The following is a 22,631-nucleotide window of genomic DNA, read 5'->3' as shown; positions in this document are numbered from 1 at the left end:
AGGGGGCTTCGTTCCGAATGTGGTTCGGGCTTCGAGGGATCTTACGCCACCGAGCGAGCCCAGGACGCGAACAGCCTGATGGCGCTGATTTTGGGGTGGCCAGCCCGGTGCAGGATGTGAATGCCGTAGCCGGACAATATGATCGCGAAATCGGCACCACGACGCCGCTCTCGATCTCCTCCGATGCGATCAGAACATCGCTGCAGATGGCCACGTCTTGGCGGGCGATGACCGCCTCGATGGCGTGCCACGACGCGTGGCAGATTCTCGTTCATCACTCTTGCCTAGATGAGTGGAATTCATCTGCAGCTAAAATCTTTGAGCTTGCGTCAAAAGCTTGCGATCGCCCACGGTCGGCGGGCCGTGCGGCCACTGCGAGGAGAGGGACCTGACTTGCGAGACAGCCACCGCATCGCTCCCTATCTCGACGCTCTTCGCGAGCTGGCGCCACTCATCGCCGAACAGCGCGCGAGCTTCGACCGCGACCGACGCCTCCCCGAGGGCCTGTTCGCTGCGCTCGCGCGCGCCGGCTTCTTTCGCCTGTGGCTCCCCAAGAACCTTGGTGGGGCTGAGCTGTCGCCATTCGAGTTCATGGAGGTGGTCGAGGCGGCTTCCGCGCTCGATGGCTCCGTCGGCTGGATTGTCGGCAATGGTGGCGGCATGTGCCGCATTGGCGGCTATCTGCCGGCGTCGGTCGCCCGCGCATGGTTTGCGAGCCCGAGCATGTACTGCGTCAGCGCCACGGGGGCCATCGGCACCGCCGTGCCGGTCGAAGGCGGCTATCGCGTGTCCGGCACCTGGCCGTTCGGCAGTGGCGCGCACTATGCCTCGCACTTCATGGGGCTCGCATCGATCAAGGATGCAGCGGGGAACAGTCAACCGCCGATGTGCTGCTACTTCACGCGCGAGCAGGTGACCGTGCGCGATACGTGGCATGTGTCGGGCCTGCGCGGCACGGGCAGTTGCGATTTCGAGGTCAGGGATGGCTTCATTCCGGCCGATCAGGCGCACCCGTTTCTCGAGCCTGCCCCAAGCGATCCTGGCATTCTCTACCGCCTGCCGCCGCTTTCCATGTTCGCCTGGACGGTCTCTGTCGTGCCGCTCGGCATCGCGCGCGGCGCCCTCGATGCGTTCGCGCAATCAGCGAGCCGGAAGACCCGTCTCGGAACGGGCGCGGCTATTCGCGATCGTGAGATCGTCCAATCGATGATCGGCCGGATCGATATCGAGCATCGCGCGGCGCGCGGCCTGCTCGTCGAAGCGATGACCGAGCTGATGGCCGCGACAGATGTCGGCGGAGAGCGCCTGCTGCGGGCCCGTGGCCTTTTCCGTGCGACGTGTGCGCACGCTGGCGAAGCGGCCGTGCGCATTGTCGAGAGGCTGGCTGCGGAGGCCGGTGCAAGCGCGATCTACGAGAGCAATCCGCTCGAGCGCGCCGTGCGCGACGTGCACGCGGCCGTCAAGCATGTCGCGATGAACCCCTCGAGCTACATCGTCGCCGGACAGTTGGCGCTCGGTCTGCCGCCGGGGCCGGGCCGGTTCTGATGCTCGCTGGCGCACAAGGCGCCTTACAGCACCTGCGCAAGGCGCTCGGCGATGCGGTCGACGCTCGTTGCGTGCGTGAAGTGCGCGACGTAGTTCCCCTCGCGGTCCATGAGGTAGATGATCGAGGTGTGGTCGTAGGTGAACCCGGCCGAGGACTTCGGATCCTCGACCTTCTTGGCATAGACGCGGTAGGCCTTCAGCGCTGCCGCGATCTGCTCGGGCGATCCGGTCAGCCCGACGAGACGGGGATGGAAGCTCGGCACATACGAGGCGAGCTGCTGAGGCGTGTCACGCTCGGGATCGACAGTGATCAGGATCGGGGTCACCTGATCGGCCTTGGGGCCGAGCTTGTCGAGTGCTGCCGACATGACCTGAAGTCCCGAGGGACATATGTCCGGGCAGTTGGTGAAGCCGAAGTAGACAAGCATGAAGCGGCCACGGAAGTCCTTGTCCGTGACGGCCTTGCCGGTTTGATCGACGAGCGAGAAGGGACCGCCGACCAGCGCTTTGCCGGTCGAGGGGAGGGCGCGGGTGACCTGCTCGCGCGGGCCGGGAAGCACTACAAGCGCGACGAGCCCGCCCAGGAGAGTGGCGGTGAGTGCGATGGCGGCAAGGCGGAAATTCATTGAAGCTCCGAGCAGGACACGCGGCACCCCCGAATGGCGCCCGAACAGCGCCGGAACAGTTATCGTACGCGCGAGCCGCTTGACTGTTTCCTCTTTTACTCAATCTGGTCTACAGGACGGTTCGCCACAAGGTTTGTCCCCTGCGGCGATGAGCCCCTGTGACGACGTGCGTAGTGATCTGCGGCAGGCGCCACCCATGCCACCCATCGAGCTCAATTCTCTCGGCCCTCACGAAAGCCGCCTGCGGATGCAGACCATCGTGCGCCTGCGCTGGTTCGGCGTGCTCGGGCAGCTCGGGACCGTGCTCGCCGTCCACTTCGGTCTCGGCTTCGATCTCCCGCTCGGCTGGTGTCTGCTGCTGATCGCGCTCTCGGCATGGGTCAATGTCGGCCTGCGCGTTCTCTTTCCGGCGCGTCATCGCTTGAGCCCGGCCTTTGCGAGCGCGGTGCTCGCGTGTGACATCGTCACTCTCGCTGCGCTTCTCTATCTTACGGGCGGGCTGGAGAATCCCTTCTCGCTGCTCTTCATCGCGCCCGTGACGGTCTCGGCGGCGACGCTTCCGGTCCGCAATACGATCGGGCTCGGGATCCTCGCCATTGCCGCCGCAACGACGCTGATTGCTTACCATTTACCGCTGCCCTGGTATCCACCAGCCGTTTTCGCGCTTCCCTGGATCTACAAGGCGGGCGTGTGGACGGCGATCGTCGCGGGTATGCTCTTTCTCGCGCTCTATACGGCGCGGCTCTCGCGTGAGGCACGCTTGATGACGGCGGCGCTCGCGGCTTCGGAGCTGGTGCTCGCGCGCGAGCAGCGCCTGCACGCGCTCGATGGGCTTGCGGCCGCTGCCGCACACGAGCTCGGCACGCCGCTCGCAACCATTGCCCTCGTCACCAAGGAGCTCGAGCGCGAAGCTGCAGGTACATCCGGCATGGCGCCGCACATTGCCGAGGATCTCGCGCTGTTGAGGTCCCAGGCCGAACGGTGCCGCGAGATCCTGCGCAAGCTGACGCGCAGCCCCGGCGAGCAGGATCCTCATCACGTGAGCTTGCCGCTCACCCAGCTCATCCAGGAGGCGGCCCAGCCCTACAAGTCGCGGACCGTCCAGATCGAGATCTTGGCGCAGCCATCGGCCGGGCGGACGGGTCCGGAATTCGCAGCGGGCCGTGAGCCCATTGGCGAACGGCGGCCAGGTGTCATCTTCGGCCTCGGCAATATCATCGAGAATGCCGTGGACTTCGCCCGCAAGCGGGTGGAGGTCTCGGCGGCCTGGGACGACACGGAGGTGTCGATCGCTATTGCCGATGACGGGCCGGGCTTCTCGCCCGAGATCATGGATACGCTCGGCGACCCCTATATCACCACGCGGCCCGCCGGGTTCAGGTCTAACGGCAGTGATACCGGTCGCGTCGGCGCGGGCCTCGGGCTCGGCTTCTTCATTGCCAAAACGCTCCTCGAGCGCTCGGGCGCCGTGGTGACGCTCGCCAACAGACCGGAACCGGCCACGGGTGCCATCGTTAAGATCACTTGGCCAAGAAGTGCATTCGACCTGCCGGCGCAGGCGGTTCCGGGCACCGCCCCTCTGGTCGCTGCATCTCTTTGATCTTGCGGCCTTAAGGGGTCATTGCCCGGATTGGACGGCAGACTTGGCGGGCCCTCCAACCTTCGGTATGCTGGAGCATATGGAGAACAGAGCCGTGTCCGAAGACCTCTCGTTCAAACAAGATGAGCTGCCGGCCGACCGAACGCTCGTCATCGTCGACGACGACAGGGCGTTCCTGCAGCGGCTCGGCCGGGCCATGGAGCAGCGCGGGTTCGATGTCCGCATGGGCCATTCGGTGGCTGAAGGGGTGGATCTCATCCGCCAGAAGCCACCGGCGTTCTGCGTCGTCGACATGCGCCTCGACGACGGCAACGGCCTCGACGTGATCGCCGAGCTGGCGCGCATCCGTCCGGACGCGCGCACGATCGTGCTGACGGGCTATGGGAACTTCGCGACGGCCGTCTCCGCCGTGAAGCTCGGCGCCGTCGACTATCTCGCCAAGCCCGCCGACGCCGATGACGTCACGGACGCGCTTCTGGCTCCCTCGGGCGAGCGGGCGCCGCCGCCGGAGAACCCGATGTCGGCGGATCGCGTGCGCTGGGAGCACATCCAGCGCGTCTATGAGCTGTGCAACCGCAATGTTTCCGAGACCGCGCGGCGGCTCAACATGCACCGCAGGACACTCCAGCGCATTCTCGCCAAGCGGGCGCCGAAGTAGGCGCTACTCCCGCGGCAGCGGCTCGAAGCGCGCGTGCGGATCGAACGCGGAGCTGAGCCGTGCCGCTGCAAGCCGCGCATAGTGGAGCGTGAGGGCCTTGCGGCGCGCAGGCGCGAGGCGATGCTCGGGCGCCTGCCGCAGGATCTCACCACCGAAGCGATCGGCGACGATGAGGCCGGTATCCTCCGGCAGGATCTCCTGTGGGAAGTCGGTCGCGACCGCGAAGAACAGCGCATCGCAGTAGTCGCGGTACTCCGGCCATTTCTGGTCGACCTGGAAATCCGCAACGCTCGACTTGATCTCGATGATCCAGAGTGAGCCTTTGTCGGAGAGCGCCATCACGTCGGCGCGCCGGCCATTAGCGAGCGTGACCTCGATCAAGCCCGTGAGGCCATGCTGCGCCAGCACGCGCATCACGCCGCGGCAGATCTCGGCGGCTTTGTCGGATTGCCGGTTATCGACCAGCGGACCCGGGCCGTCGGGGGGTGGCGGCACGTCGGGCGGATTTGAACGCACGAGAGACATCTGGGCTTCCGCTTTTATCCCCTCTCCCCGCTCTTGTCGCGCTGGAAGCGCGCCTCTGGCGCGACGAGAGGGCCAGGGTGAGGGGCGGCGGCAAACGCCAACGTCTGCGTGTGTGCCGCCCCTCATCCCGACCTTCTCCCCCGTAAGCACGGGAGAAGGGGAAGTAAGGTGGCGGCCGAAGGCCGCGAGGCAAAATCGCCAACCGGGTAAATTGCAGCCGCGGCGCCAATAGCCGAAGGCGTTGGCGTCCGCGGAAAAAACTACGCTCGCCGTCCCGCAATCAGCCAGTAGATGAAACCACCCGCAAATCCGGCGGTCGCGAACACCTGCCAGATGATGCCGAGCTGCGATGGATCCTGCGCGATATTGCCGAGCCGGCTCAGGAAAGGCCACGCCGCGAGCACCGCACCCCCGCCGAGGATGTAATAGAGCGATGAGCGGATGCGCGCGACCTCGCCGATGATGACGAGCAGGATCGCCGGCACGACCGTGAAGGTCGAGAACAGCAGGATCGTCTGCTGCGCGAGATCGAACATGGCGAACCACGTGTCGGGATCGGAGTCGCGCCCGTGTATGGCGTGCGTGACGCGCTCCATGCCGAGCGTGACGAGAATGAACATCGCCGCGAGCGACGCAAGAACGAAGCCGAGCGGCACCAGGATGATCCGACCGATCGCGCGCCAGACCACGTTCAGAGCCCTTCTGCTGCAGCCGTCCGCTGGCTCGCCCGCAATTTGACGCTCTCGGATTTGAGCTGGCCACAGGCGGCGAGGATGTCGCGGCCGCGCGGCGTGCGCACGGGGCTCGCGTAGCCGGCGCGGTTCACGACCTCGGCGAAGCGCTCGATCTGCTCCCAGTCCGAGCATTCGTAGGGTGAGCCGGGCCAGGGATTGAAGGGAATGAGATTGATCTTCGCCGGAATGCCGGCGAGCAGGCGGACGAGCGCACGCGCCTCGGCAAGGCTGTCGTTGATGCCCTTGAGCATGACGTATTCGAACGTGATGCGGCGCGCGTTCGACAGGCCGGGATAGGCGCGGCAGGCGTCGAGCAGCTCGGCAATGGGGTACTTCTTGTTGATCGGCACGAGCACGTCGCGCAGATCGTCCCGCGTCGCGTGGAGCGAGATCGCGAGCATGGTGTCGGCCTCCTCGCCCCAGCGCGCGATGTTCGGCACGACGCCGGAGGTCGAGAGGGTGATGCGCCGCTTGGAGAAGGCAAGCCCGCCGCTGTCGGAGGCGACGAGCATGGCATCGCGCACGTTCTCGAAATTGTAGAGCGGCTCGCCCATGCCCATGAGCACGATGTTCGTGATCTTGCGCTCGCTCGAAGGGAGAAGATGCGTGTCCTTGATCTCGACGCCGTCGGGCGCACCGGCAGGCCAATCGCCGATGCGGTCGCGCGCGAGCAGGATCTGGCCGACGATCTCGGAAACCTCGAGGTTGCGCACGAGGCGCTGGGTGCCGGTGTGGCAGAACGAGCAGTTGAGCGTGCAGCCGACCTGCGAGGAAATGCAGAGCGTGCCGCGGTCGCTTTCGGGGATGTAGACGGTCTCGATCTCCGGGGCGCGTGCCTCATGCCCGCGCCGCGGCAGGCGCAGGAGCCATTTCCGCGTTCCGTCCGTCGAGATCTGCTCGGTGACGATCTCCGGCCGGTCGAGCGAGTAGGCGGCAGCGAGCTGGCCGCGCAGATCCTTGGAGATGTCGGTCATGGCGTCGAACGAGGTGACGCCGTGTGCATAGAGCCAGGTCCAGAGCTGGCCGACGCGCATCCGCCGCTGGCGCTCGGGCACGCCGATGGCCGCCAGCGCGGCGCTCAAGCCAGCGCGGTCGAGCCCGGCCAGGGTCGGCCGGGGCGCTGCCGGGGCGGCCGTTTGGGCCGCATTTTCCGGCGCGGGCGTCGAATCGAGGACCAGGACCATTGATTTGGAACCATTCACGTCTGATTTGAGCCCCTTATATAGGGTGTCGCGCCTCGGGGCCACGGCTGCGACGATGCGGCGCTTGCTGAGCGCCCAGAATGTTGCAGCGTTTGAACCGCGGATTGAATGTGTTAGGTAAACGCTGCAACATTTGCAGCACCGGGCCGACCGGCATGGTCAGCAGCTCGGCGACGGGGGCAGGGGAACGAGGGGGCAAGGGCAACATCGCGATGGCTGAGCGGCGGACGAGCTTCGACTATGACGACCTGCTGGCGTGCGGACGGGCCGAGCTTTTCGGCGCCGGCAACGCCCAGCTCCCGTTGCCGCCCATGCTGATGTTCGATCGCATCACGCATGTCTCGGAGAGCGGCGGCGCGCACGGCAAGGGCCAGATCAAGGCCACGCTTGCCGTCGCGGGCAATCCCAATTGCGACTGGTTCTTCTCCTGCCATTTCAAGGACGATCCCGTCATGCCGGGCTGCCTCGGTCTCGATGCGCTCTGGCAGCTCACGGGCTTCTTCCTCGGCTGGCTCGGCGCGCCGGGTCGTGGCCGCGCGCTCGGTGTCGGCGAGGTCAAATTCACCGGCATGGTCCTGCCGTCGGTGCGGATGCTGGAGTACACTGTCGACATCAAGCGCGTGATCCTGCGCAAGCTGAAACTCGGCATCGGTGACGGCACGCTGGTGGCGGACGGCCAAATTATCTACACAGCGAATGAGCTAAAGGTGGGTTTGTTCGAGAGTGGGCAGGAAGCGGGCGGCGCCATCGCCTGAGGCGGGGTTGCCGTCCCGGCCCCCCCCGGGCCCCCTGGGGGCGGCCGGATTATCGGGGTGAGTGTCGGTTGCGGTGGCCGCGCCGTGCAGCGGTCGCCATGCCAGCGGAAGGAAGGCGGAGGATGAGGCGGGTCGTCGTTACCGGGATGGGGATCGTCTCATCCATCGGCAACAACACGCAGGAGGTTCTCGCCTCGCTCCGTGAGGGCAAGTCGGGCATCACGCGCGCCGAGAAGTATGCCGAGCTGGGATTCCGCTGCCAGGTCCACGGCGAGCCGAGGATCGACTGGGAGTCGGCCGTCCCGCGCAAGCCCAAGCGCTTCATGGAAGCAGGCGTCGCCTGGAACTACATCGCCATGGAGCAGGCGATCCGCGATGCCGGGCTCGAGGAAAAGGATGTCATCAACGAGCGCACGGGGATCATCGTCGGCTCCGGTGGGCCCTCGACCTATGCGATCGTGAAGTCGGCCGATGTGGCGCGCGAGAAGGGACCGAAGAAAATCGGCCCCTTCGAGGTGCCGAAGGCCATGTGCTCGGGGCCGTCCGCCGTCCTCGCGACGAGCTTCCAGATCAAGGGTGTGAACTACTCGATCTCCTCGGCCTGCGCGACATCGGCGCACTGCATCGGCAATGCCGCCGAGATGATCCAGTGGGGCAAGCAGGACGTCATGTTCGCGGGCGGCTGTGAGGAGCTGGACTGGACACTTTCCGTCCTCTTCGACGCCATGGGCGCCATGTCGACCAAGTTCAATGAGACCCCGGCCAAGGCCTCCCGCGCCTACGACGTGAACCGGGACGGCTTCGTCATTGCCGGCGGCGCGGGAATGCTGGTCCTCGAGGAACGCGAGCGCGCGCTTGCTCGCGGCGCCAAGATCTACGGCGAGCTCGTCGGCTACGGTGCCACGTCGGACGGCTTCGACATGGTGGCGCCCTCGGGCGAGGGGGCGGTCCGTTGCATGCGCAAGGCGCTGGAAGGCTTCAATGGCCGGGGCGTCGGCGCCAGGATCGACTACATCAATCCCCACGGGACGGGCACCCCGGTCGGCGACGAACGGGAAATCTCCGCCATTCGGGAGGTCTTCGGGGCCGACGTGCCCGCGATTTCCTCGACCAAATCCTTGACAGGACACTCGCTTGGCGCCATCGGCGTGCAGGAGGCGATCTTCTCGCTCCTCATGCTGAACAATGGTTTCATTGCCGCCAGCGCGAACATCGATGAGCTGGACCCGGCCTTCGCCGACGTGCCCATTGTGCAGGAGCGGCAGGAAAAGCTCCTTAACTGTGTGCTCTCGAACAGCTTTGGTTTCGGCGGAACGAATGCCACCCTGGTGTTCCGCCGCCATTCAGGTTAAGGGCAGGGCGCCTGTCGGCGCCGTCTCCACCTTGCTGGCGGCCCGGTCAGGCGCTCATGGCGCCTCAGAGGGTGCCAGGATCCAATGGAGCATTTTCGCCGAGACAAGGCGACGGTCACGCAGCGCTGCTGGTTGTCGGCAGCTCGCCGTGCTGGCCTCGGCATCGTAGGGGCTCATATGAGTGAGAAAGACATTCTTGCGCCGGGTGCGCTGATGGCGGGCAAGCGCGGCCTCGTGATGGGCGTCGCCAACGACCGCTCGATCGCCTGGGGCATCGCCACCGCGCTCGCCAAGCACGGCGCCAAGCTCGCCTTCACCTACCAGGGTGATGCCTTCGGCCGGCGCGCCGTTCCGCTTGCGGAGTCGGTCCGCTCTGAGGTCATCGTGCCCTGCGACGTCGGCGATCTCGCCAGCGTCGACAACGTGTTCAGTGAGATTGAGAAGAAATGGGGCGGGCTCGACTTCATCGTGCACGCGCTTGCCTTCTCCGATCGCCGCGAGCTTATGGGCCGTTACTCGGATACGACGCGGGACAACTTCACCAATACCATGGTGATTTCCTGCTTCTCCTTCACCGAGATCGCCAAGCGGGCGGCGCCGCTGATGAAGGATGGCGGCTCGCTGCTGACGCTGACCTATGGCGGCTCGCAGCGCGTCGTGCCCTCCTACAATGTCATGGGCGTCGCCAAGGCGGCACTGGAAGCCTCGGTGCGCTATCTCGCAGCGGACTTCGGCCCGCAGGGTATTCGCGTGAACGCGCTTTCGGCGGGGCCCATGCGCACGCTCGCGGGTGCGGCCATCTCGGATGCCCGCGTAATCTTCAACTTCCAGGGCGAAAGCGCCCCCTTGAAGCGCACGCCCACGCTCTCCGAGGTCGGCGGATCGGCCCTCTATCTGCTCTCGGACCTCTCGGGCGGCGTCACGGGCGAGGTCCACTACGTCGACTGCGGCTATAACGTCGTTTCCATGCCCTCGCTGGAGACGCTCAAGACCCAGGACGAGCTCGTCGAGAAGGCCCGCGCCACGCTCAAGGACGCCGGGAAGAGCTAGCTCTCACGCACAGCTCAGACTTCTGTTGCATGGCGCTTCCATCAAAGCGTCGGACCTTGAATGCGACCCGTGCGTGAGCCCGGTTTCGGAATCGCATTCAAGGTCCAGAGACGCTTTGAAATAATCACCTTTCTAAAGCAACTTTGGACTTGAAATTCACGCCTCGCCCAGTCGCGAACTGAGGTGAATTTCAAGTCCGTTGCTTTAGTGGGCGCCATCGCACTATGGTGCGCCGCGAATTTACCGGTGAGCGCCGAGAGGAGAAGATACGCGTCATGGCGAAGATCAAGGTCACGGGCACGGTCGTCGAGATGGACGGCGACGAGATGACCCGCATCATCTGGCAGCTGATCAAAGACAAGCTGATCCACCCCTACCTGGACCTCAATCTCGAGTACTACGACCTCGGCATCGAAGCCCGCGACAAGACCAACGACCAGATTACCATTGACGCTGCGAACGCGACCAAGAAGCATGGCGTCGCGGTGAAGTGCGCGACGATCACGCCGGACGAGGCGCGCGTCGAGGAGTTCAAGCTGAAGGACATGTGGAAGAGCCCGAACGGGACCATCCGCAACATCCTCGGTGGCACCATCTTCCGCGAGCCCATCATCTGCAAGAACGTGCCGCGCCTCGTGCCGGGCTGGACGCAGCCCTTCGTGATCGGCCGCCACGCGTTCGGCGATCAGTACCGCGCGACGGACTTCCGCTTCCCGGGCAAGGGCACCATCACGCTCAAGTTCACCGGCGATGACGGTCAGGTCATCGAGCGCGAGGTGATCAAGACGCCGGGCCCCGGCGTGACGATGGCCATGTTCAACTACGACGAGTCCATTCGCGACTTCGCGCGTGCCTCGTTCAACTATGGCCTCGCGCGCAACTACCCCGTCTATCTCTCGACCAAGAACACGATCCTCAAGGTCTACGACGGCCGCTTCAAGGACATCTTCCAGGAGGTGTTCGACAAGGAGTTCAAGGCGGAGTTCGACAAGCGCAAGCTCACCTACGAGCATCGCCTCATCGACGACATGGTGGCGGCCGCGCTCAAGTGGTCGGGCGGCTATGTCTGGGCCTGCAAGAACTACGACGGCGACGTGCAGTCCGATACGGCGGCGCAGGGCTTCGGCTCGCTCGGCCTCATGACGTCGGTGCTCATGACGCCCGATGGCAAGACCTGCGAGGCCGAGGCGGCGCACGGCACGGTGACGCGTCACTACCGCGAGCACCAGAAGGGCCGCGAGACCTCGACGAACTCCATGGCCTCCATCTTCGCCTGGACGCGTGGCCTCGCCCATCGCGCCAAGCTCGACAACAACCCGGAGCTGGCCAAGTTCTCGACCACGCTCGAGAAGGTCTGCATCGACACGGTCGAGTCGGGCTTCATGACGAAGGACCTCGCTCTTCTCGTCGGCGCCGACCAGAAGTGGCTGTCGACGCAGGGCTTCCTCGACAAGATCGACGAGAACCTCAAGAAGGCCATGGCAGTGTAAGCTGCCGCAATACCGAGCCGGCCTGAGGCTCGCGCCGACATCATCTGAGCTAGCCTACCGGCACCCGGCATACCTGTCGGGTGCCGGTCGCATTTTGGAGGAGCCCTCGATGAGCGCGCTGCGCACGTACTACCTCGAGATCGAGCCCTTCGAGACGGGCCAACTCGACGTCGGCGACGGCCACGTCATTCATTGGGAGCGCGTCGGCACGCGCGGCGCCAAGCCGGCTGTCTTCCTGCACGGAGGTCCCGGCGGCGGCATCTCGCCGAACCAGCGCCGGCTCTTCGATCCCAAGCTCTACGACGTCACGCTTTTCGATCAGCGCGGCTGCGGGCGATCGACGCCGCACGCAGAGCTTGAAGCGAACACGACTTGGCATCTCGTCGAAGACATCGAGCGTCTGCGCCGTCTCGTTGGTGTCGAGAAGTGGCAAGTGTTCGGTGGCTCGTGGGGCTCGACACTGGCGCTCGCCTATGCCGAGACGCATCCCGAGCGCGTGAGCGAGCTCATCGTGCGCGGCATCTACACGCTGCAGAAGAGTGAACTCGACTGGTACTATCAGTTCGGCGTGTCCGAGATGTTTCCCGATAAATGGGAGCGCTTTCTCGCGCCCATTCCGGAGGCGGAGCGCGGCGACCTGATGGCTGCCTATCGCAAGCGCCTCACCGGACCTGACCGCGCTGCGCAGATCGAGGCCGCGAAAGCCTGGAGTCTCTGGGAAGGCGAGACCATCACGCTTCTGCCGGACCCCGCGCTCACGAGCCAGCACGGCAATGATGATTTTGCCCTCGCCTTCGCACGCATCGAGAACCACTATTTCACGCACGCTGGTTGGCTCGAGGAAGGCCAGCTCCTGCGCGATGCTCACAAGCTCAGAGGTATCCCTGGCCTGATCGTGCACGGCCGCTACGACATGCCTTGTCCACTGCGGACGGCCTGGGATCTGGCGAAGGCGTGGCCTGATGTCGAGTTTCACATCATCGAAGGCGCCGGCCATGCCTATTCAGAGCCGGGCATTCTCGATCGCCTGATCAGGACGACGGACAAGTTCGCGGGCAAAGTCTGAGCATTCACGGAGCGGGTGGCTGCGGAGCTCCATCTTGCGGCCGGGCTCTTTTTGCTGAGCTCATGCGTTATGATCGCAAAAGCGTTGCAGCAGAAATGCGAGGTCCCCATGCCTGATCGGACACCTATCCATACGGGCGGCTGTCAGTGCGGTGCCGTCCGATACGCGCTCTACTCGGAGCCGACGGGAGCTTCGATTTGCCACTGCCGCATGTGCCAGAAAGCCTTCGGCAACTACTTCGCGCCGCTGGCGGGCGTGCCGCCCGAGGATCTGGAGTGGACGCGGGGAACCCTCAGCATATTTCGATCATCGCAGGCGGCGGAGCGCGGCTTCTGCCGCGACTGCGGTACGCCGCTCACGTATCGCGTGCTGGGGAACGACCGCATTTCCGTCTCGCTCGGCTCGCTCGACGATCCCTCGCGCGTTGTGCCCAGTAGCCAGTACGGCTTGGAAGGCCGGATACCCTGGGTGCACGAGCTTCTCGACCTCCCGGGCGTGCGCACCGAGGACGACATTCCAGCCGACCTCCTTCCGCGTTTCGCGAGCCGGCAGCACCCCGATCACGACACCTGATCGCGCAAGCTCTACTCCCAGCGCGCGGCAGGCAGCGCACTGAATGGCTGGCTCTTTTGCGCGCGGCTGCCATTATGCCGCCAACAGCACAGAAATTCTGGGAGAGAGCGTCCGATGAGGAAGACTGCACGTTGGTTGCTGGCCGCTGCTGCCGGCTTTGGGTGGTCGGGAATTGCTGTGGCCGAAACGCCGGTCCGCGGCGGCACTCTCAATTTCGCGGTCGTTGCCGAGCCGCCGAACTACGACTGCCACTCCAACACGACCTTCGGGCACACGCACCCGATCGCGCCGCACTATTCGACGCTTCTCAAGTTCCACGGCAAGACTTATCCGGATGTGACGGGCGATCTGGCTGAGACCTGGGCGGCCGCGCCGGACGGCATGAGCTACACCTTCAAGCTGCACAAAGGCATCAAGTTCCACGATGGCTCACCGCTCACGTCCGCCGACGTGAAGGCCAGCTACGAGCGCATCATCCGCCCGCCCGAGGGGATCGTCTCGGCGCGCCGCTCCTACTATTCCGACTTCGGCGACATCGAGACGCCGGACGAGCAGACGGTGATCTTCAAGATGAAGACGCCGGTCGCGGGTGTGCTGCAGTTGCTCGCCTCTCCCTTCAACTGCATTTACAGCGCCGCCAAGCTCAAGGAGAACCCGCGCTATCCCGAGCGCGAGATCATGGGTTCGGGCGCCTTCACGTTCGTGGAGCATGTGCGCGGCGCCTCATGGGCGGGCAAGCGCTTCGATCAGTACTTCAAGCCGGGGCTCCCCTATCTCGACGGCTACAAGGCCTTCTTCGTGAAGTCGCCGACGGTGCTCACGGGCCTCCTCGGCGGCCAGTTCGATGCCGAGTTCCGCTTCCGCTCGCCGGGTGAGCGCGATCAGCTCGTTGCCAAGCTCGGCGACAAGGTTTGGGTGAAGGAGCAGCCGCTCACATCGGCGCTGATCATCATCTTCAACACCAAGCGTCCGCCCTTCGACAACCTGAAGGTTCGCCAGGCGCTCTCGCTTGCGGTTGATCGCTGGGGCGGCGGCGCGGCGCTCGGCAAGATCTCGGCGATCCGCTATGTCGGCGGTGTCGCGCGTCCGGGCTACGAGATGGCACTGCCGGAGGACGAGCTCGTCAAGATTCCGGGTTTCGGCAAGGATGCGGCTGCCGCGCGCGCCGAGGCAACGAAGCTGCTCAAGGAAGCTGGCGTCGACAAGCTCTCGTTCAAGCTTCTGAACCGCTCGGCGACAGATCCCTACACCACGGCGGGCGTCTACCTGCTCGATCAGTGGCGCCGCATTGGCGTGACCGCGCAGCACGAGCAGTACGAGACGGCGCCTTATCAGGCGGCGCTGACGGGCGGCAACTTCGATGTCGCGATCGAGTTCATCTCGGACTACACCGACGACCCGACGTTGCAGTTTACGAAGATGCTTTCGAAGCGCGTCTCGCCGGTCGGCTACTCGGATCATCAGGACGACAAGGTCGACAATCTCTACAAGGCCCAGCAGCGCGCCATCGATCCCGTCGAGCGCAAGCGGATCGTGAACGAGCTCGATCGTCACGTGCTGACGATGTCCTACGCGGTGCCCTTCCTCTGGTTCCAGAGGATCACCGTGCAGCCGACGCGCCTCAAGGGATGGTACGCCATGCCGAGCCACTATCTCGGCCAGGATCTCTCGGACGTCTGGCTCGAGCCGAAGTAATCGGGCGCAGGTCAATCGCCGGACCCCCATGCCGCTCGCGCCGGCATGGGGCGGCTGGCTGGCGTCCTACATGAGAATCTCGCGCGCGCCGACCACGGCATTGGCGATGTAGTCGAAGGCCACGCGAAGGCGCTCCACGCCGCGCACGTCAGGGTGCGCGACGAGCCAGAGCTCGCGGATCAGGGTTTCGCCACCGACGTCCACGACCACGAGATCGGGATACTGGTGAGCGACGAATTTGGGAATGAGCCCGACGCCGAGACCGGCGCGCGCGGCGGCGAGGCGCGCGAACAGCGTGTTCACTTTGAGCGCAACCCGGTGCGTGTTGCCGGCCATGCGCACGGAGTGCTTGGCCGCTTCCAGATGCGCGACATCATCGGCAAAGCCGATGAAATCCAAGGGGCCATCCCCGCGTGATTGAATGTATCGCCGGTCGGCATAGAAGTAGCTCGCGTAGTCGGCGATCTTCCGCGCAATGAGGTTGCCGCTCTCGGGGCGCGAGTGCCGGATCGCGAGGTCGACGTCGCGGCGGGTGAGGCTCAAATTCCGGCTACTGATCACCAGCTCGACCTCGAGGCCGGGGTTCTGCTGCATGAGCTCGCGCATGCGCGACATGAGGAAGTAGGAGCCGAAGACCTCCGTCGCCGTGATGCGAACCTTTCCGACGACCGCGTCCGCGGGACCAGCCGCCAGCCGCCGGATTGACTGGGCGCCGTCGGACATGGCCGCTGCAGCCGCGGCTGCACGCTCGCCGGCGGGCGTCAGAGTGAAGCGGCCATCATGACGGTCGAAAAGCTGAACGCGGAGCACCTGCTCCAGGGAGGTGATGCGCCGGCCGACGGTGGCATGCGTGACGCCAAGCGCTCTCGCGGCGGCGGAAAGGCTCCCCACCCGCACCAATTCTAGGAAGAAATGCACATCCTCCCAGTCTGGGTAGGCTGTGCGTTTTTTAACAGCCATAGTGGATTTTTAGGGGATTGTCGTTCGTTGATCAACAGGCAAACTCCCCCGCCGGATGATCTCGATACTTGCTATCTCGGCATCCGGCTTATTGAGCATTAGGGGCTATCAAGGCCCTATGGATCGTAAAAATGTCGCGATTGGCAATTGATGGGGGAATGCGCGCCGTGGACCAGGCAAAGGCGAACGGATTCGATTTGAATGGCTGCGTACTGCACCTGCTGCACCGAGCGCAACAGGCGGCGGACGAAGCCTTCGCGGCGGCATTCTCGGATACTGGCCTCACGCCGCGCCAGTTGGCCGTGCTCGTCATCGTGGGCGAGCGCGAGGGCACGAATCAGGTCGGGCTGGTCGAGGCAACGGGCATCGATCGCTCCACGACCGCTGACCTCGTGCGTCGCCTCATGCGCAAGGGGCTGCTTGCCCGCCGCCGGGCGCGCCATGATGCTCGCTCGAACGTCCTTCGTCTGACGGACGAGGGTCGGGTGCTCCTCGAAAGCTTCCGCAGCCGGGCCGCCGAGGTCGATCGGATGCTGCTCGAAGCGCTTCCCGAAGGGGGCCGGGCGGGCTTTGTCGAGGCCCTCGGCCGCATTGCCACAATGGCCCCGCTGACGGGCGGCGCGGTGGCCGACCGCAGCCTGCTCGCGGCTGAATAGCCTTCCTATCGGCCGGCTGTCGTCGGCCAGGTCTCGATCAGCGCCTCGATGGCGAGGGCACGCGCTTCGCGCGTGAGCCCGACGTTCTTCAGCGCGCGGATGACGTCGCCGAGGGTCAGCAGGTTGGCCTCGTCGGCGGTTGCCGGCCCCATGGCTTGACCCGTGCGCAGGATGGCCCGCGCGCCGTCTCCTTTGTCGCTCGCACTCTTGAGCTCGGCGAGCACGCCGGTCGCCGGCAGATGTCCGTCGGTCGGTTGCGGGGTGCGGCTCGCCGCTTCCCAGAGCGGGATCGGCATCTGCACGTCGAGCGCATCGAGAACGGTGACGAGGCGGTGGAGCTTTGGCGCGTCGAAGCGGCCGGCGCGCGCGAGCCGCTCGATGCTGGCAAGGCCGCTGCTGCCTGGAACCGCGCTGTCGCTGGCCAGGGCACCGAGCACGCGCCAGTGATCGAGGTCGCGGGCCAGATCGGCCCAGCCGTCGACGCCATGGCCCCGGCCGGCGTACACGAGAATGCCTGCGGCACTGTCGGCAAACCATGCGAGTTCCGGCCCCGGACGCATACGTTCGAGAGTCGGCCCGAGCATCCGCGCGATCGCTGGTCTGAGTCCCGCCTTGCCTGCATCATCGAGAAGGGCGCCGATCAGGCGCGCTTTCTTGTCCAGCGCGGGCTCTGCTTCGGTCGCCTGAAAGAGTGCGGCGCGGCGCAGGGCGCCTGTGTGCTTCGAGGCGAGCGGATTCGCGAGATCCTCGGGCGATACCGGCAGGCCGCGATACTGATCGGCGAGTGTATCGGGTGACAGGAGATGCAACCGCGCGGCGCGTTCGGCAGCGACGATCCTGAGGCCAGGATCTATTGCCTGTGCCGTCGCGATAATCGCGAGCACGGCCGGCTCCGCACGATCGACGAGCGCGTTCGGCCAAACGATGCCCGCGGCCTCGCCAAGTCGGTAATCGAGCACGCCGATGGATGAAGGGAGCGCTGGCGGCGCCTTGCCGCCAGCGCCGGCGCCCTCGAGCACGGCGAGCGCAAACGGCGCATCGAGCCCCTCCCCGCGGATCAGGTCGACCGTGAGCTTGCCGGCATCCGTGTTCCCTCCGGCAAGGGCGCAGTAACCCGCAGCGAGAACGGCATCCCGCCGGAAGCTCGCTGGCACGCTCGCGCGATTGCGGATGGCCTCTCCGGCCAGGGCACAGCCGGCTTCCCGATTGCCAATCAGCAGGTGGGCACGCAGGACCACGATCGCGAGCACGGGCTCCGTCGGCGGTGGCACGCGTTCGAGCACGCTCTTGAGCGCATCGATGGCGCCCGCGCGGCGCAGGGTCTCGATCCGGATGGCTTCGAAGGCCGGGGATACAGTGCCGCTCGCCGCGCGCCAGGGCTCCGGCCAGATGGCGGCGATGGTTGCCGATTTCGATGGCAGCGCCACGCCCTCGATGATGTCTTCCAGCGCCTTCGGTGCCAGCGAGGCGAGGCCATCCAGAGAGGGGCGCGAAGCGGCGCGCGGCGGCAGAGGCCGCAAGGCCGGGGTTCTCTGCGGCTCGACGGATTGTATCGGCGCGCGCGGTGGTGGCATAAACCCGCTCTCGCGAGCGGGCGGTGGGAGAGGCTGGCGTTCGGATGGTGCCGTGCGCGTCTCCCACCGCGGCGCGGGCGGCGGCGGTGCTGCGGCCGGCGGCGCAGATGGCGGCTCCGCGATGGGCGCGAGCTCCTGACGCTCGACGGCGACCGGGGCAGCACCACGCGGCCCATCCGCAGGCGCCTCGTACGCGCGTTCCGGACCTGCAGGCGGCCTCGAAAAGCCATCACGCCCGCCGCCCTTGGGTTCGAGCGGCCGGTCGCCCTGCCTCAGGCCTCCGCCGTCCGAGGAGGGCGGGGGAGCCCGACGCGCGCGCTCATCCTTCTGGAAGAGCATCCAGGTATCCTGGGCCGCCGCCGTTCCGGCGCTGGAAATCAGGGCACTGAGCGCAAGGATGACGAGGGCTGAAAAGACCGGCGCCCGGACGGATGATCTCGAGGGCGATCTGGCCATTGTGATGGGTGCACCTACTGACGCCGCACCTTGACGCCGGGCACGGGCTGCGAAACTTCCCGGGCATTCGGCTCGAAGAACTCGGACAGGACGTAGAGGCCCCCCGCCGTCACGGCCGACAGGACGGCAACCACCATCAGGAACCTGAAAAGACTGGGCATTGGAAGTCCTGTACATTGTGCCGATAGGTCGGCGAGTTGGCGCTATTATGGCGCCGCGCTCACCCCTGCCAAGGCACCCGGATCGCTGTACCCGGACTTATTCGCTTGGTTTACGGCGCCTGCGTGTTGCAATTCAATGGATTGCAGACCATGAGATGGACCAAACCGAGTGCCCGGCCACAGGCCCGGGTCAACGCGGCCGCGGCAGCCGCCAGGGAAACATGCGGAGCCCGGCGATGATGCGATTCGGGTGGAAGAAACGGAATCGGGGCGAGATGCTCGCGCGCGCGCAGCAGGTGCGGGAGATGATCGGCACCCGCTCGATCGTCATGATCGGCCTCATGGGCTGCGGCAAGTCCTCGATCGGCCGCCGCCTTGCTGCGGCATTGGGCCTGCCTTTTGTCGATGCCGACGACGAGATCGAGCGCGCCGCCCTCAAGACCATCCCCGAGATCTTCGCCGATCACGGCGAGGCCTATTTCCGCGACGGCGAACGCCGGGTCATCAAGCGGCTGCTCGACAACGGGCCGCAGGTGCTGGCAACGGGCGGTGGCGCCTTCATGAACGAGGAGACCCGCGCCGCCATCAAAGCCGCCGGAATCAGCGTATGGCTGCGCGCCGACCTCGATGTCCTCATGCGCCGCGTCGCCAAACGCGACAACCGCCCTCTGCTCAGGGCCGATGATCCAACCGCCGTGATGAAGAACCTGATGGACCAGCGCTACCCTGTTTACGCGGAGGCCGACATCACGATCGACAGCCGCGACACCATGCACGACGTGATCGTCAACGAGATCGTCACCGCGCTGATCGCGTACGGCGGCTACGCTGATACCGATGCCGAAGCCCTGCCTGGGGTCGTCCATGGCGAGTCCTGAGATGCCGGCAGCGGCCCTTCCCGACCGCACGGTCCACGTCGATCTCGGCGATCGCGCCTATGACGTGCTCGTCGGCCCCGATCTCGTCGCGCGGGCGGGCGATATGGTGGTGTCCCGCTTCGGCAAGGCCCGCGCGGCCATCGTCACGGACGAGAATGTCGCGAAGCACCATCTCGCGACGCTCGAGTCGTCGCTTCGCACGTTCGACCGCCACCTCGGCACGATCATCATGCCGCCGGGCGAAGGGACCAAATGCTTCGCCGAGCTCGCACGCCTCAGCGAGAGCCTGCTCGCCCTGAAGCTCGAACGCGGTGATCTTATTGTGGCGCTGGGTGGCGGCGTCATCGGCGACCTCGCCGGCTTCGCGGCAGCAATCCTGCGGCGCGGCGTGCGCTTCGTGCAGATCCCGACGAGCCTCCTCGCGCAGGTCGACAGCAGCGTCGGCGGCAAGACCGGTATCAACACGCCGCAGGGCAAGAACCTCATCGGCGCCTTCCACCAGCCGAGCCTCGTCCTCGCCGACACCAAGGCGCTTTCGACACTGCCCGTTCGCGAGATGCGCGCCGGCTACGCCGAGGTCGCGAAGTACGGCCTGCTGGGGGATGCCCGCTTCTTCGGCTGGCTCGAGCAGAACTGGCAGCGTCTCTTCGGCAATGATCCCGCGACGCTCACGGAAGCCATCGAGGTTTCCATCGCCGCCAAGGCGCGCATCGTCGAGCGCGACGAGACCGAGACTGGCGATCGCATGCTCTTGAACCTCGGCCACACCTTCGGCCACGCACTCGAAGCCTGGGCCGGCTATTCGAGCCGCCTTCTGCATGGCGAGGCGGTCGCCATTGGCATGGCGCAGGCGGCGCGCTTCTCTGAAGAACGCGGCTTGTGCCCCGCCGGGACGGCGGCGCGTGTGGAGAAGCATCTGCGCGCTGTCGGTCTGCCGACACGCGTCGCGCACATTCCGGGACCCGATCGCCCCGATCCGAAGGCGCTCTTCGCGCTCATGCAGCAGGACAAGAAAGTGCAGTCCGGCAGGCTCACTTTTATCCTCATGCGCGCGATCGGCGATGCCTTCGTCACGCGCGAAGTCGAGCCCGAGGACGTCGCAGCCTTCCTCGAGCGCGAGGTAGTCTTGTCCGGCTGATTGCGGCTGCGGCGCGAGCACCAGAATCCCCTCTCCCCGCTTTTGCGGGGAGAGGGTTAGGGTGAGGGGCAGCCGCTTGCGCGACAGCAGCACCGATCACCCCTTCTCCTTCACGTAGGCAAGCAGCGCGTCGAGCGCGCTGTCGAGATCGTCGTACACGTCGGCATTGGAGACTCGGAACAACCGATATCCGAGCTGCCGGAGCTGGTCGGCTCGTGCCGCGTCGTTGGCGATCTCGGCATCCGTGCTGTGCGTGCCACCATCGACCTCGACTATGACCTTCTGCTCACGACATAGGAAATCGACGTAGTGATCTGCGATCGGGGCTTGCCTTACAAACTTGAGACCACCGAGCCGGCGATCTCTCAGTTCGTTCCATAGACGAGCTTCAGCGGAGGTGTCGTCGGCGCGTAGAACGCGAGCGCGGTTAGTGCGCCATGGTCGGGCGCCTCGCATGACGCTGCCCCTCACCCTAACCCTCTCCCCGTAAGGACGGGGAGAGGGGATTCCCGTCGCACTGTTCGCGCCGCAGGCGCGAAGCGATCTTCAACCCGGGGAGATCATGTTCTCGGGGCGCACGATGGCGTCGAAGTCGGCTTCGGAAATGCCTTCCTTCAGCGCTTCCTCGCGCAGCGTGGTGCCATTCTTGTGCGCGGTCTTGGCGATCTTGGCCGCCTTGTCATAGCCGTACTTGGGCGCGAGCGCGGTCACCAGCATCAAGCTGCGGTCGAGACCGGCCTTGATGTTGTCCTCGCGTGCCTCGATGCCGACGACGCAGTTGTCGGTAAAGGACACGGCCGCATCCGCGAGCAGGCGCACGGACTGCAGGAAGTTGTACGCCATGACCGGGTTGAACACGTTGAGCTCGAAGTGGCCCGACGCGCCCGCGAACGTGATCGTCGCCTGATTGCCGAACACCTGCGTGCAGACCATGGTGAGGGCCTCGCACTGCGTCGGGTTCACCTTGCCCGGCATGATGGACGAGCCCGGCTCGTTCTCGGGGAGGCTCAGCTCGCCGAGGCCCGAGCGCGGACCCGAGCCGAGGAAGCGGATGTCGTTCGCGATCTTGAAGAGCGAGGCCGCGACCGTGTTGATCGCGCCGTGGCTCATGACCATGGCGTCGTGCGCGGCGAGCGCTTCGAACTTGTTGGGCGCGGTCGTGAAGGGGAGGCCGGTGATGACGGCAATGCGCTCGGCGACCTTCTCGGCGAAGCCGACGGGTGCATTGAGGCCCGTGCCGACGGCGGTGCCGCCCTGCGCGAGCTCCATGAGGCTCGGCAGTGTCTGCTCGATGCGCGCAATGCCATTGCGCACCTGCGTCGCGTAGCCGCCGAACTCCTGCCCGAGCGTGAGCGGCGTCGCGTCCTGCGTATGCGTGCGGCCGATCTTGATGATCTTTGTCCAGGCGGCGGCCTTGTCGTCGAGTGCCTTCAGCAGGTGGCGCAGCGCGGGCAGCAGGTCGTGGTGGATCTGCTCGGCGCAAGCGACGTGCATGGCCGTCGGGTAGGTGTCGTTCGACGACTGGCTCATGTTGACGTGGTCGTTCGGATGCACGGGCTTCTTCGAGCCCATCTCGCCGCCGAGCATCTCGATGGCGCGGTTCGAGATGACCTCGTTCGCATTCATGTTCGACTGCGTGCCCGAGCCCGTCTGCCAGACGACGAGCGGGAAGTGCTCATTGAGCTTGCCGTCGATGACCTCCTGCGCGGCGGCGACGATGGTCTCGCCGATCTTCTTGTCGAGGCGGCCGAGGGCCATGTTCGTCTCGGCGGCGGCGCGCTTGACGATGCCGAGGGCGCGGACGACGGGGAGGGGCTGCTTTTCCCAGCCGATCTTGAAATTGCCGAGCGAGCGCTGGGCCTGCGCGCCCCAGTAGCGGGTGGCGTCCACCTCGATCGGGCCGAAGGTGTCGGTCTCGGTGCGGGTCTTGGTCATGG

Annotated in this window: 22 protein-coding genes; 13 read left to right on the top strand and 9 right to left on the bottom strand. The window is 65.8% G+C overall.

Translation table 11 applies throughout. The annotated features are described in order from the left end of the window. Window positions 1–393 precede the first annotated feature (393 nt). Window positions 394–1,545, top strand: a complete 1,152-nt coding sequence (locus CS1BSM3_RS21835) for an acyl-CoA dehydrogenase family protein (protein WP_072390876.1) — start codon at window positions 394–396, stop codon at window positions 1,543–1,545. 23 nt (window positions 1,546–1,568) lie between these two features. On the opposite strand, the gene CS1BSM3_RS21830 is transcribed toward CS1BSM3_RS21835, so the two are convergent. Continuing rightward, entirely contained in the window at window positions 1,569–2,171 is a 603-nt protein-coding gene (locus CS1BSM3_RS21830; protein WP_072390873.1) for an SCO family protein, read from the bottom strand. Window positions 2,172–2,367: 196 nt separating this feature from the next. On the opposite strand from CS1BSM3_RS21830, the gene CS1BSM3_RS21825 reads away from it, so the two are divergent. Further along, complete coding sequence (locus tag CS1BSM3_RS21825) at window positions 2,368–3,771, top strand: ActS/PrrB/RegB family redox-sensitive histidine kinase (protein WP_072390870.1); 1,404 nt, start codon at window positions 2,368–2,370, stop codon at window positions 3,769–3,771. Window positions 3,772–3,850: 79 nt separating this feature from the next. Further along, a complete protein-coding gene (locus CS1BSM3_RS21820) occupies window positions 3,851–4,429 on the top strand; it encodes an ActR/PrrA/RegA family redox response regulator transcription factor (protein WP_244540644.1) in 579 nt (192 codons plus the stop codon). A gap of 3 nt (window positions 4,430–4,432) precedes the next feature. Here the strand turns inward: CS1BSM3_RS21820 and CS1BSM3_RS21815 are convergent, their stop codons facing one another. The 3 genes from CS1BSM3_RS21815 to rlmN form a co-directional block, all read right to left on the bottom strand. Continuing rightward, window positions 4,433–4,954 (bottom strand): MmcB family DNA repair protein, encoded by a 522-nt coding sequence (locus tag CS1BSM3_RS21815; RefSeq protein WP_072390864.1) that lies wholly within the window; start codon window positions 4,952–4,954, stop codon window positions 4,433–4,435. Between the two features lie 260 nt (window positions 4,955–5,214). Continuing rightward, window positions 5,215–5,643, bottom strand: coding sequence for a hypothetical protein (locus CS1BSM3_RS21810; protein WP_072390861.1), 429 nt, complete (start codon window positions 5,641–5,643; stop codon window positions 5,215–5,217). A gap of 2 nt (window positions 5,644–5,645) precedes the next feature. Beyond that, on the bottom strand, window positions 5,646–6,872 hold the full coding sequence (gene rlmN, locus CS1BSM3_RS21805) for a dual-specificity RNA methyltransferase RlmN (protein WP_072390858.1): 1,227 nt from the start codon (window positions 6,870–6,872) through the stop codon (window positions 5,646–5,648). A 230-nt stretch (window positions 6,873–7,102) separates the two neighbouring features. Here rlmN and fabA point away from each other — a divergent pair, with 230 nt between their 5' ends. The 7 genes from fabA (at window position 7,103) to CS1BSM3_RS21770 (ending at window position 14,871) form a co-directional block, all read left to right on the top strand. Further along, window positions 7,103–7,645: a bifunctional 3-hydroxydecanoyl-ACP dehydratase/trans-2-decenoyl-ACP isomerase gene (gene fabA / locus CS1BSM3_RS21800; protein WP_072390855.1), complete on the top strand. Its 543-nt coding sequence runs from the start codon at window positions 7,103–7,105 to the stop codon at window positions 7,643–7,645. 122 nt (window positions 7,646–7,767) lie between these two features. Continuing rightward, window positions 7,768–8,997 (top strand): beta-ketoacyl-ACP synthase I, encoded by a 1,230-nt coding sequence (gene fabB, locus CS1BSM3_RS21795; protein WP_072390852.1) that lies wholly within the window; start codon window positions 7,768–7,770, stop codon window positions 8,995–8,997. Between the two features lie 177 nt (window positions 8,998–9,174). Beyond that, entirely contained in the window at window positions 9,175–10,047 is an 873-nt protein-coding gene (fabI, locus tag CS1BSM3_RS21790; protein WP_072394276.1) for an enoyl-ACP reductase FabI, read from the top strand. Window positions 10,048–10,322: 275 nt separating this feature from the next. Next, on the top strand, window positions 10,323–11,537 hold the full coding sequence (locus tag CS1BSM3_RS21785) for an NADP-dependent isocitrate dehydrogenase (RefSeq protein WP_072390848.1): 1,215 nt from the start codon (window positions 10,323–10,325) through the stop codon (window positions 11,535–11,537). 109 nt (window positions 11,538–11,646) lie between these two features. Further along, complete coding sequence (pip, locus tag CS1BSM3_RS21780; protein ID WP_072390845.1) at window positions 11,647–12,603, top strand: prolyl aminopeptidase; 957 nt, start codon at window positions 11,647–11,649, stop codon at window positions 12,601–12,603. Between the two features lie 108 nt (window positions 12,604–12,711). Next, window positions 12,712–13,176, top strand: coding sequence for a GFA family protein (locus tag CS1BSM3_RS21775; protein WP_072394273.1), 465 nt, complete (start codon window positions 12,712–12,714; stop codon window positions 13,174–13,176). A gap of 114 nt (window positions 13,177–13,290) precedes the next feature. After that, a complete protein-coding gene (locus CS1BSM3_RS21770) occupies window positions 13,291–14,871 on the top strand; it encodes an ABC transporter substrate-binding protein (protein ID WP_072390843.1) in 1,581 nt (526 codons plus the stop codon). Between the two features lie 66 nt (window positions 14,872–14,937). On the opposite strand, the gene CS1BSM3_RS21765 is transcribed toward CS1BSM3_RS21770, so the two are convergent. Next, entirely contained in the window at window positions 14,938–15,831 is an 894-nt protein-coding gene (locus CS1BSM3_RS21765; protein WP_072390840.1) for a LysR family transcriptional regulator, read from the bottom strand. A 131-nt stretch (window positions 15,832–15,962) separates the two neighbouring features. On the opposite strand from CS1BSM3_RS21765, the gene CS1BSM3_RS21760 reads away from it, so the two are divergent. Continuing rightward, complete coding sequence (locus CS1BSM3_RS21760; protein WP_083528799.1) at window positions 15,963–16,487, top strand: MarR family winged helix-turn-helix transcriptional regulator; 525 nt, start codon at window positions 15,963–15,965, stop codon at window positions 16,485–16,487. 5 nt (window positions 16,488–16,492) lie between these two features. On the opposite strand, the gene CS1BSM3_RS21755 is transcribed toward CS1BSM3_RS21760, so the two are convergent. Both CS1BSM3_RS21755 and CS1BSM3_RS28365 read right to left on the bottom strand, forming a co-directional pair. Beyond that, window positions 16,493–18,517 (bottom strand): hypothetical protein, encoded by a 2,025-nt coding sequence (locus tag CS1BSM3_RS21755; RefSeq protein WP_143149312.1) that lies wholly within the window; start codon window positions 18,515–18,517, stop codon window positions 16,493–16,495. A 14-nt stretch (window positions 18,518–18,531) separates the two neighbouring features. Continuing rightward, entirely contained in the window at window positions 18,532–18,678 is a 147-nt protein-coding gene (locus tag CS1BSM3_RS28365; protein WP_174263749.1) for a hypothetical protein, read from the bottom strand. Window positions 18,679–18,914: 236 nt separating this feature from the next. On the opposite strand from CS1BSM3_RS28365, the gene CS1BSM3_RS21750 reads away from it, so the two are divergent. Beyond that, entirely contained in the window at window positions 18,915–19,556 is a 642-nt protein-coding gene (locus tag CS1BSM3_RS21750; protein WP_244540586.1) for a shikimate kinase, read from the top strand. Further along, window positions 19,543–20,694, top strand: a complete 1,152-nt coding sequence (aroB, locus tag CS1BSM3_RS21745; protein ID WP_072390831.1) for a 3-dehydroquinate synthase — start codon at window positions 19,543–19,545, stop codon at window positions 20,692–20,694. Before CS1BSM3_RS21750 ends, aroB begins: the two co-directional genes overlap by 14 nt. Window positions 20,695–20,790: 96 nt before the next feature. Here aroB and CS1BSM3_RS21740 read toward each other — a convergent pair whose 3' ends face one another. Beyond that, complete coding sequence (locus CS1BSM3_RS21740) at window positions 20,791–21,150, bottom strand: endonuclease domain-containing protein (RefSeq protein WP_072390828.1); 360 nt, start codon at window positions 21,148–21,150, stop codon at window positions 20,791–20,793. 90 nt (window positions 21,151–21,240) lie between these two features. After that, the gene (gene fumC / locus CS1BSM3_RS21735; protein WP_072390826.1) at window positions 21,241–22,629 is read right to left on the bottom strand and encodes a class II fumarate hydratase; all 1,389 of its coding nucleotides are present in this window, start codon (window positions 22,627–22,629) and stop codon (window positions 21,241–21,243) included. Between the last annotated feature and the right edge of the window lie 2 nt (window positions 22,630–22,631).

Source organism: Hyphomicrobium sp. CS1BSMeth3, from assembly GCF_900117415.1.
Classification (GTDB): domain Bacteria; phylum Pseudomonadota; class Alphaproteobacteria; order Rhizobiales; family Hyphomicrobiaceae.
This window is presented reverse-complemented; position numbering and strand designations above follow the sequence as displayed.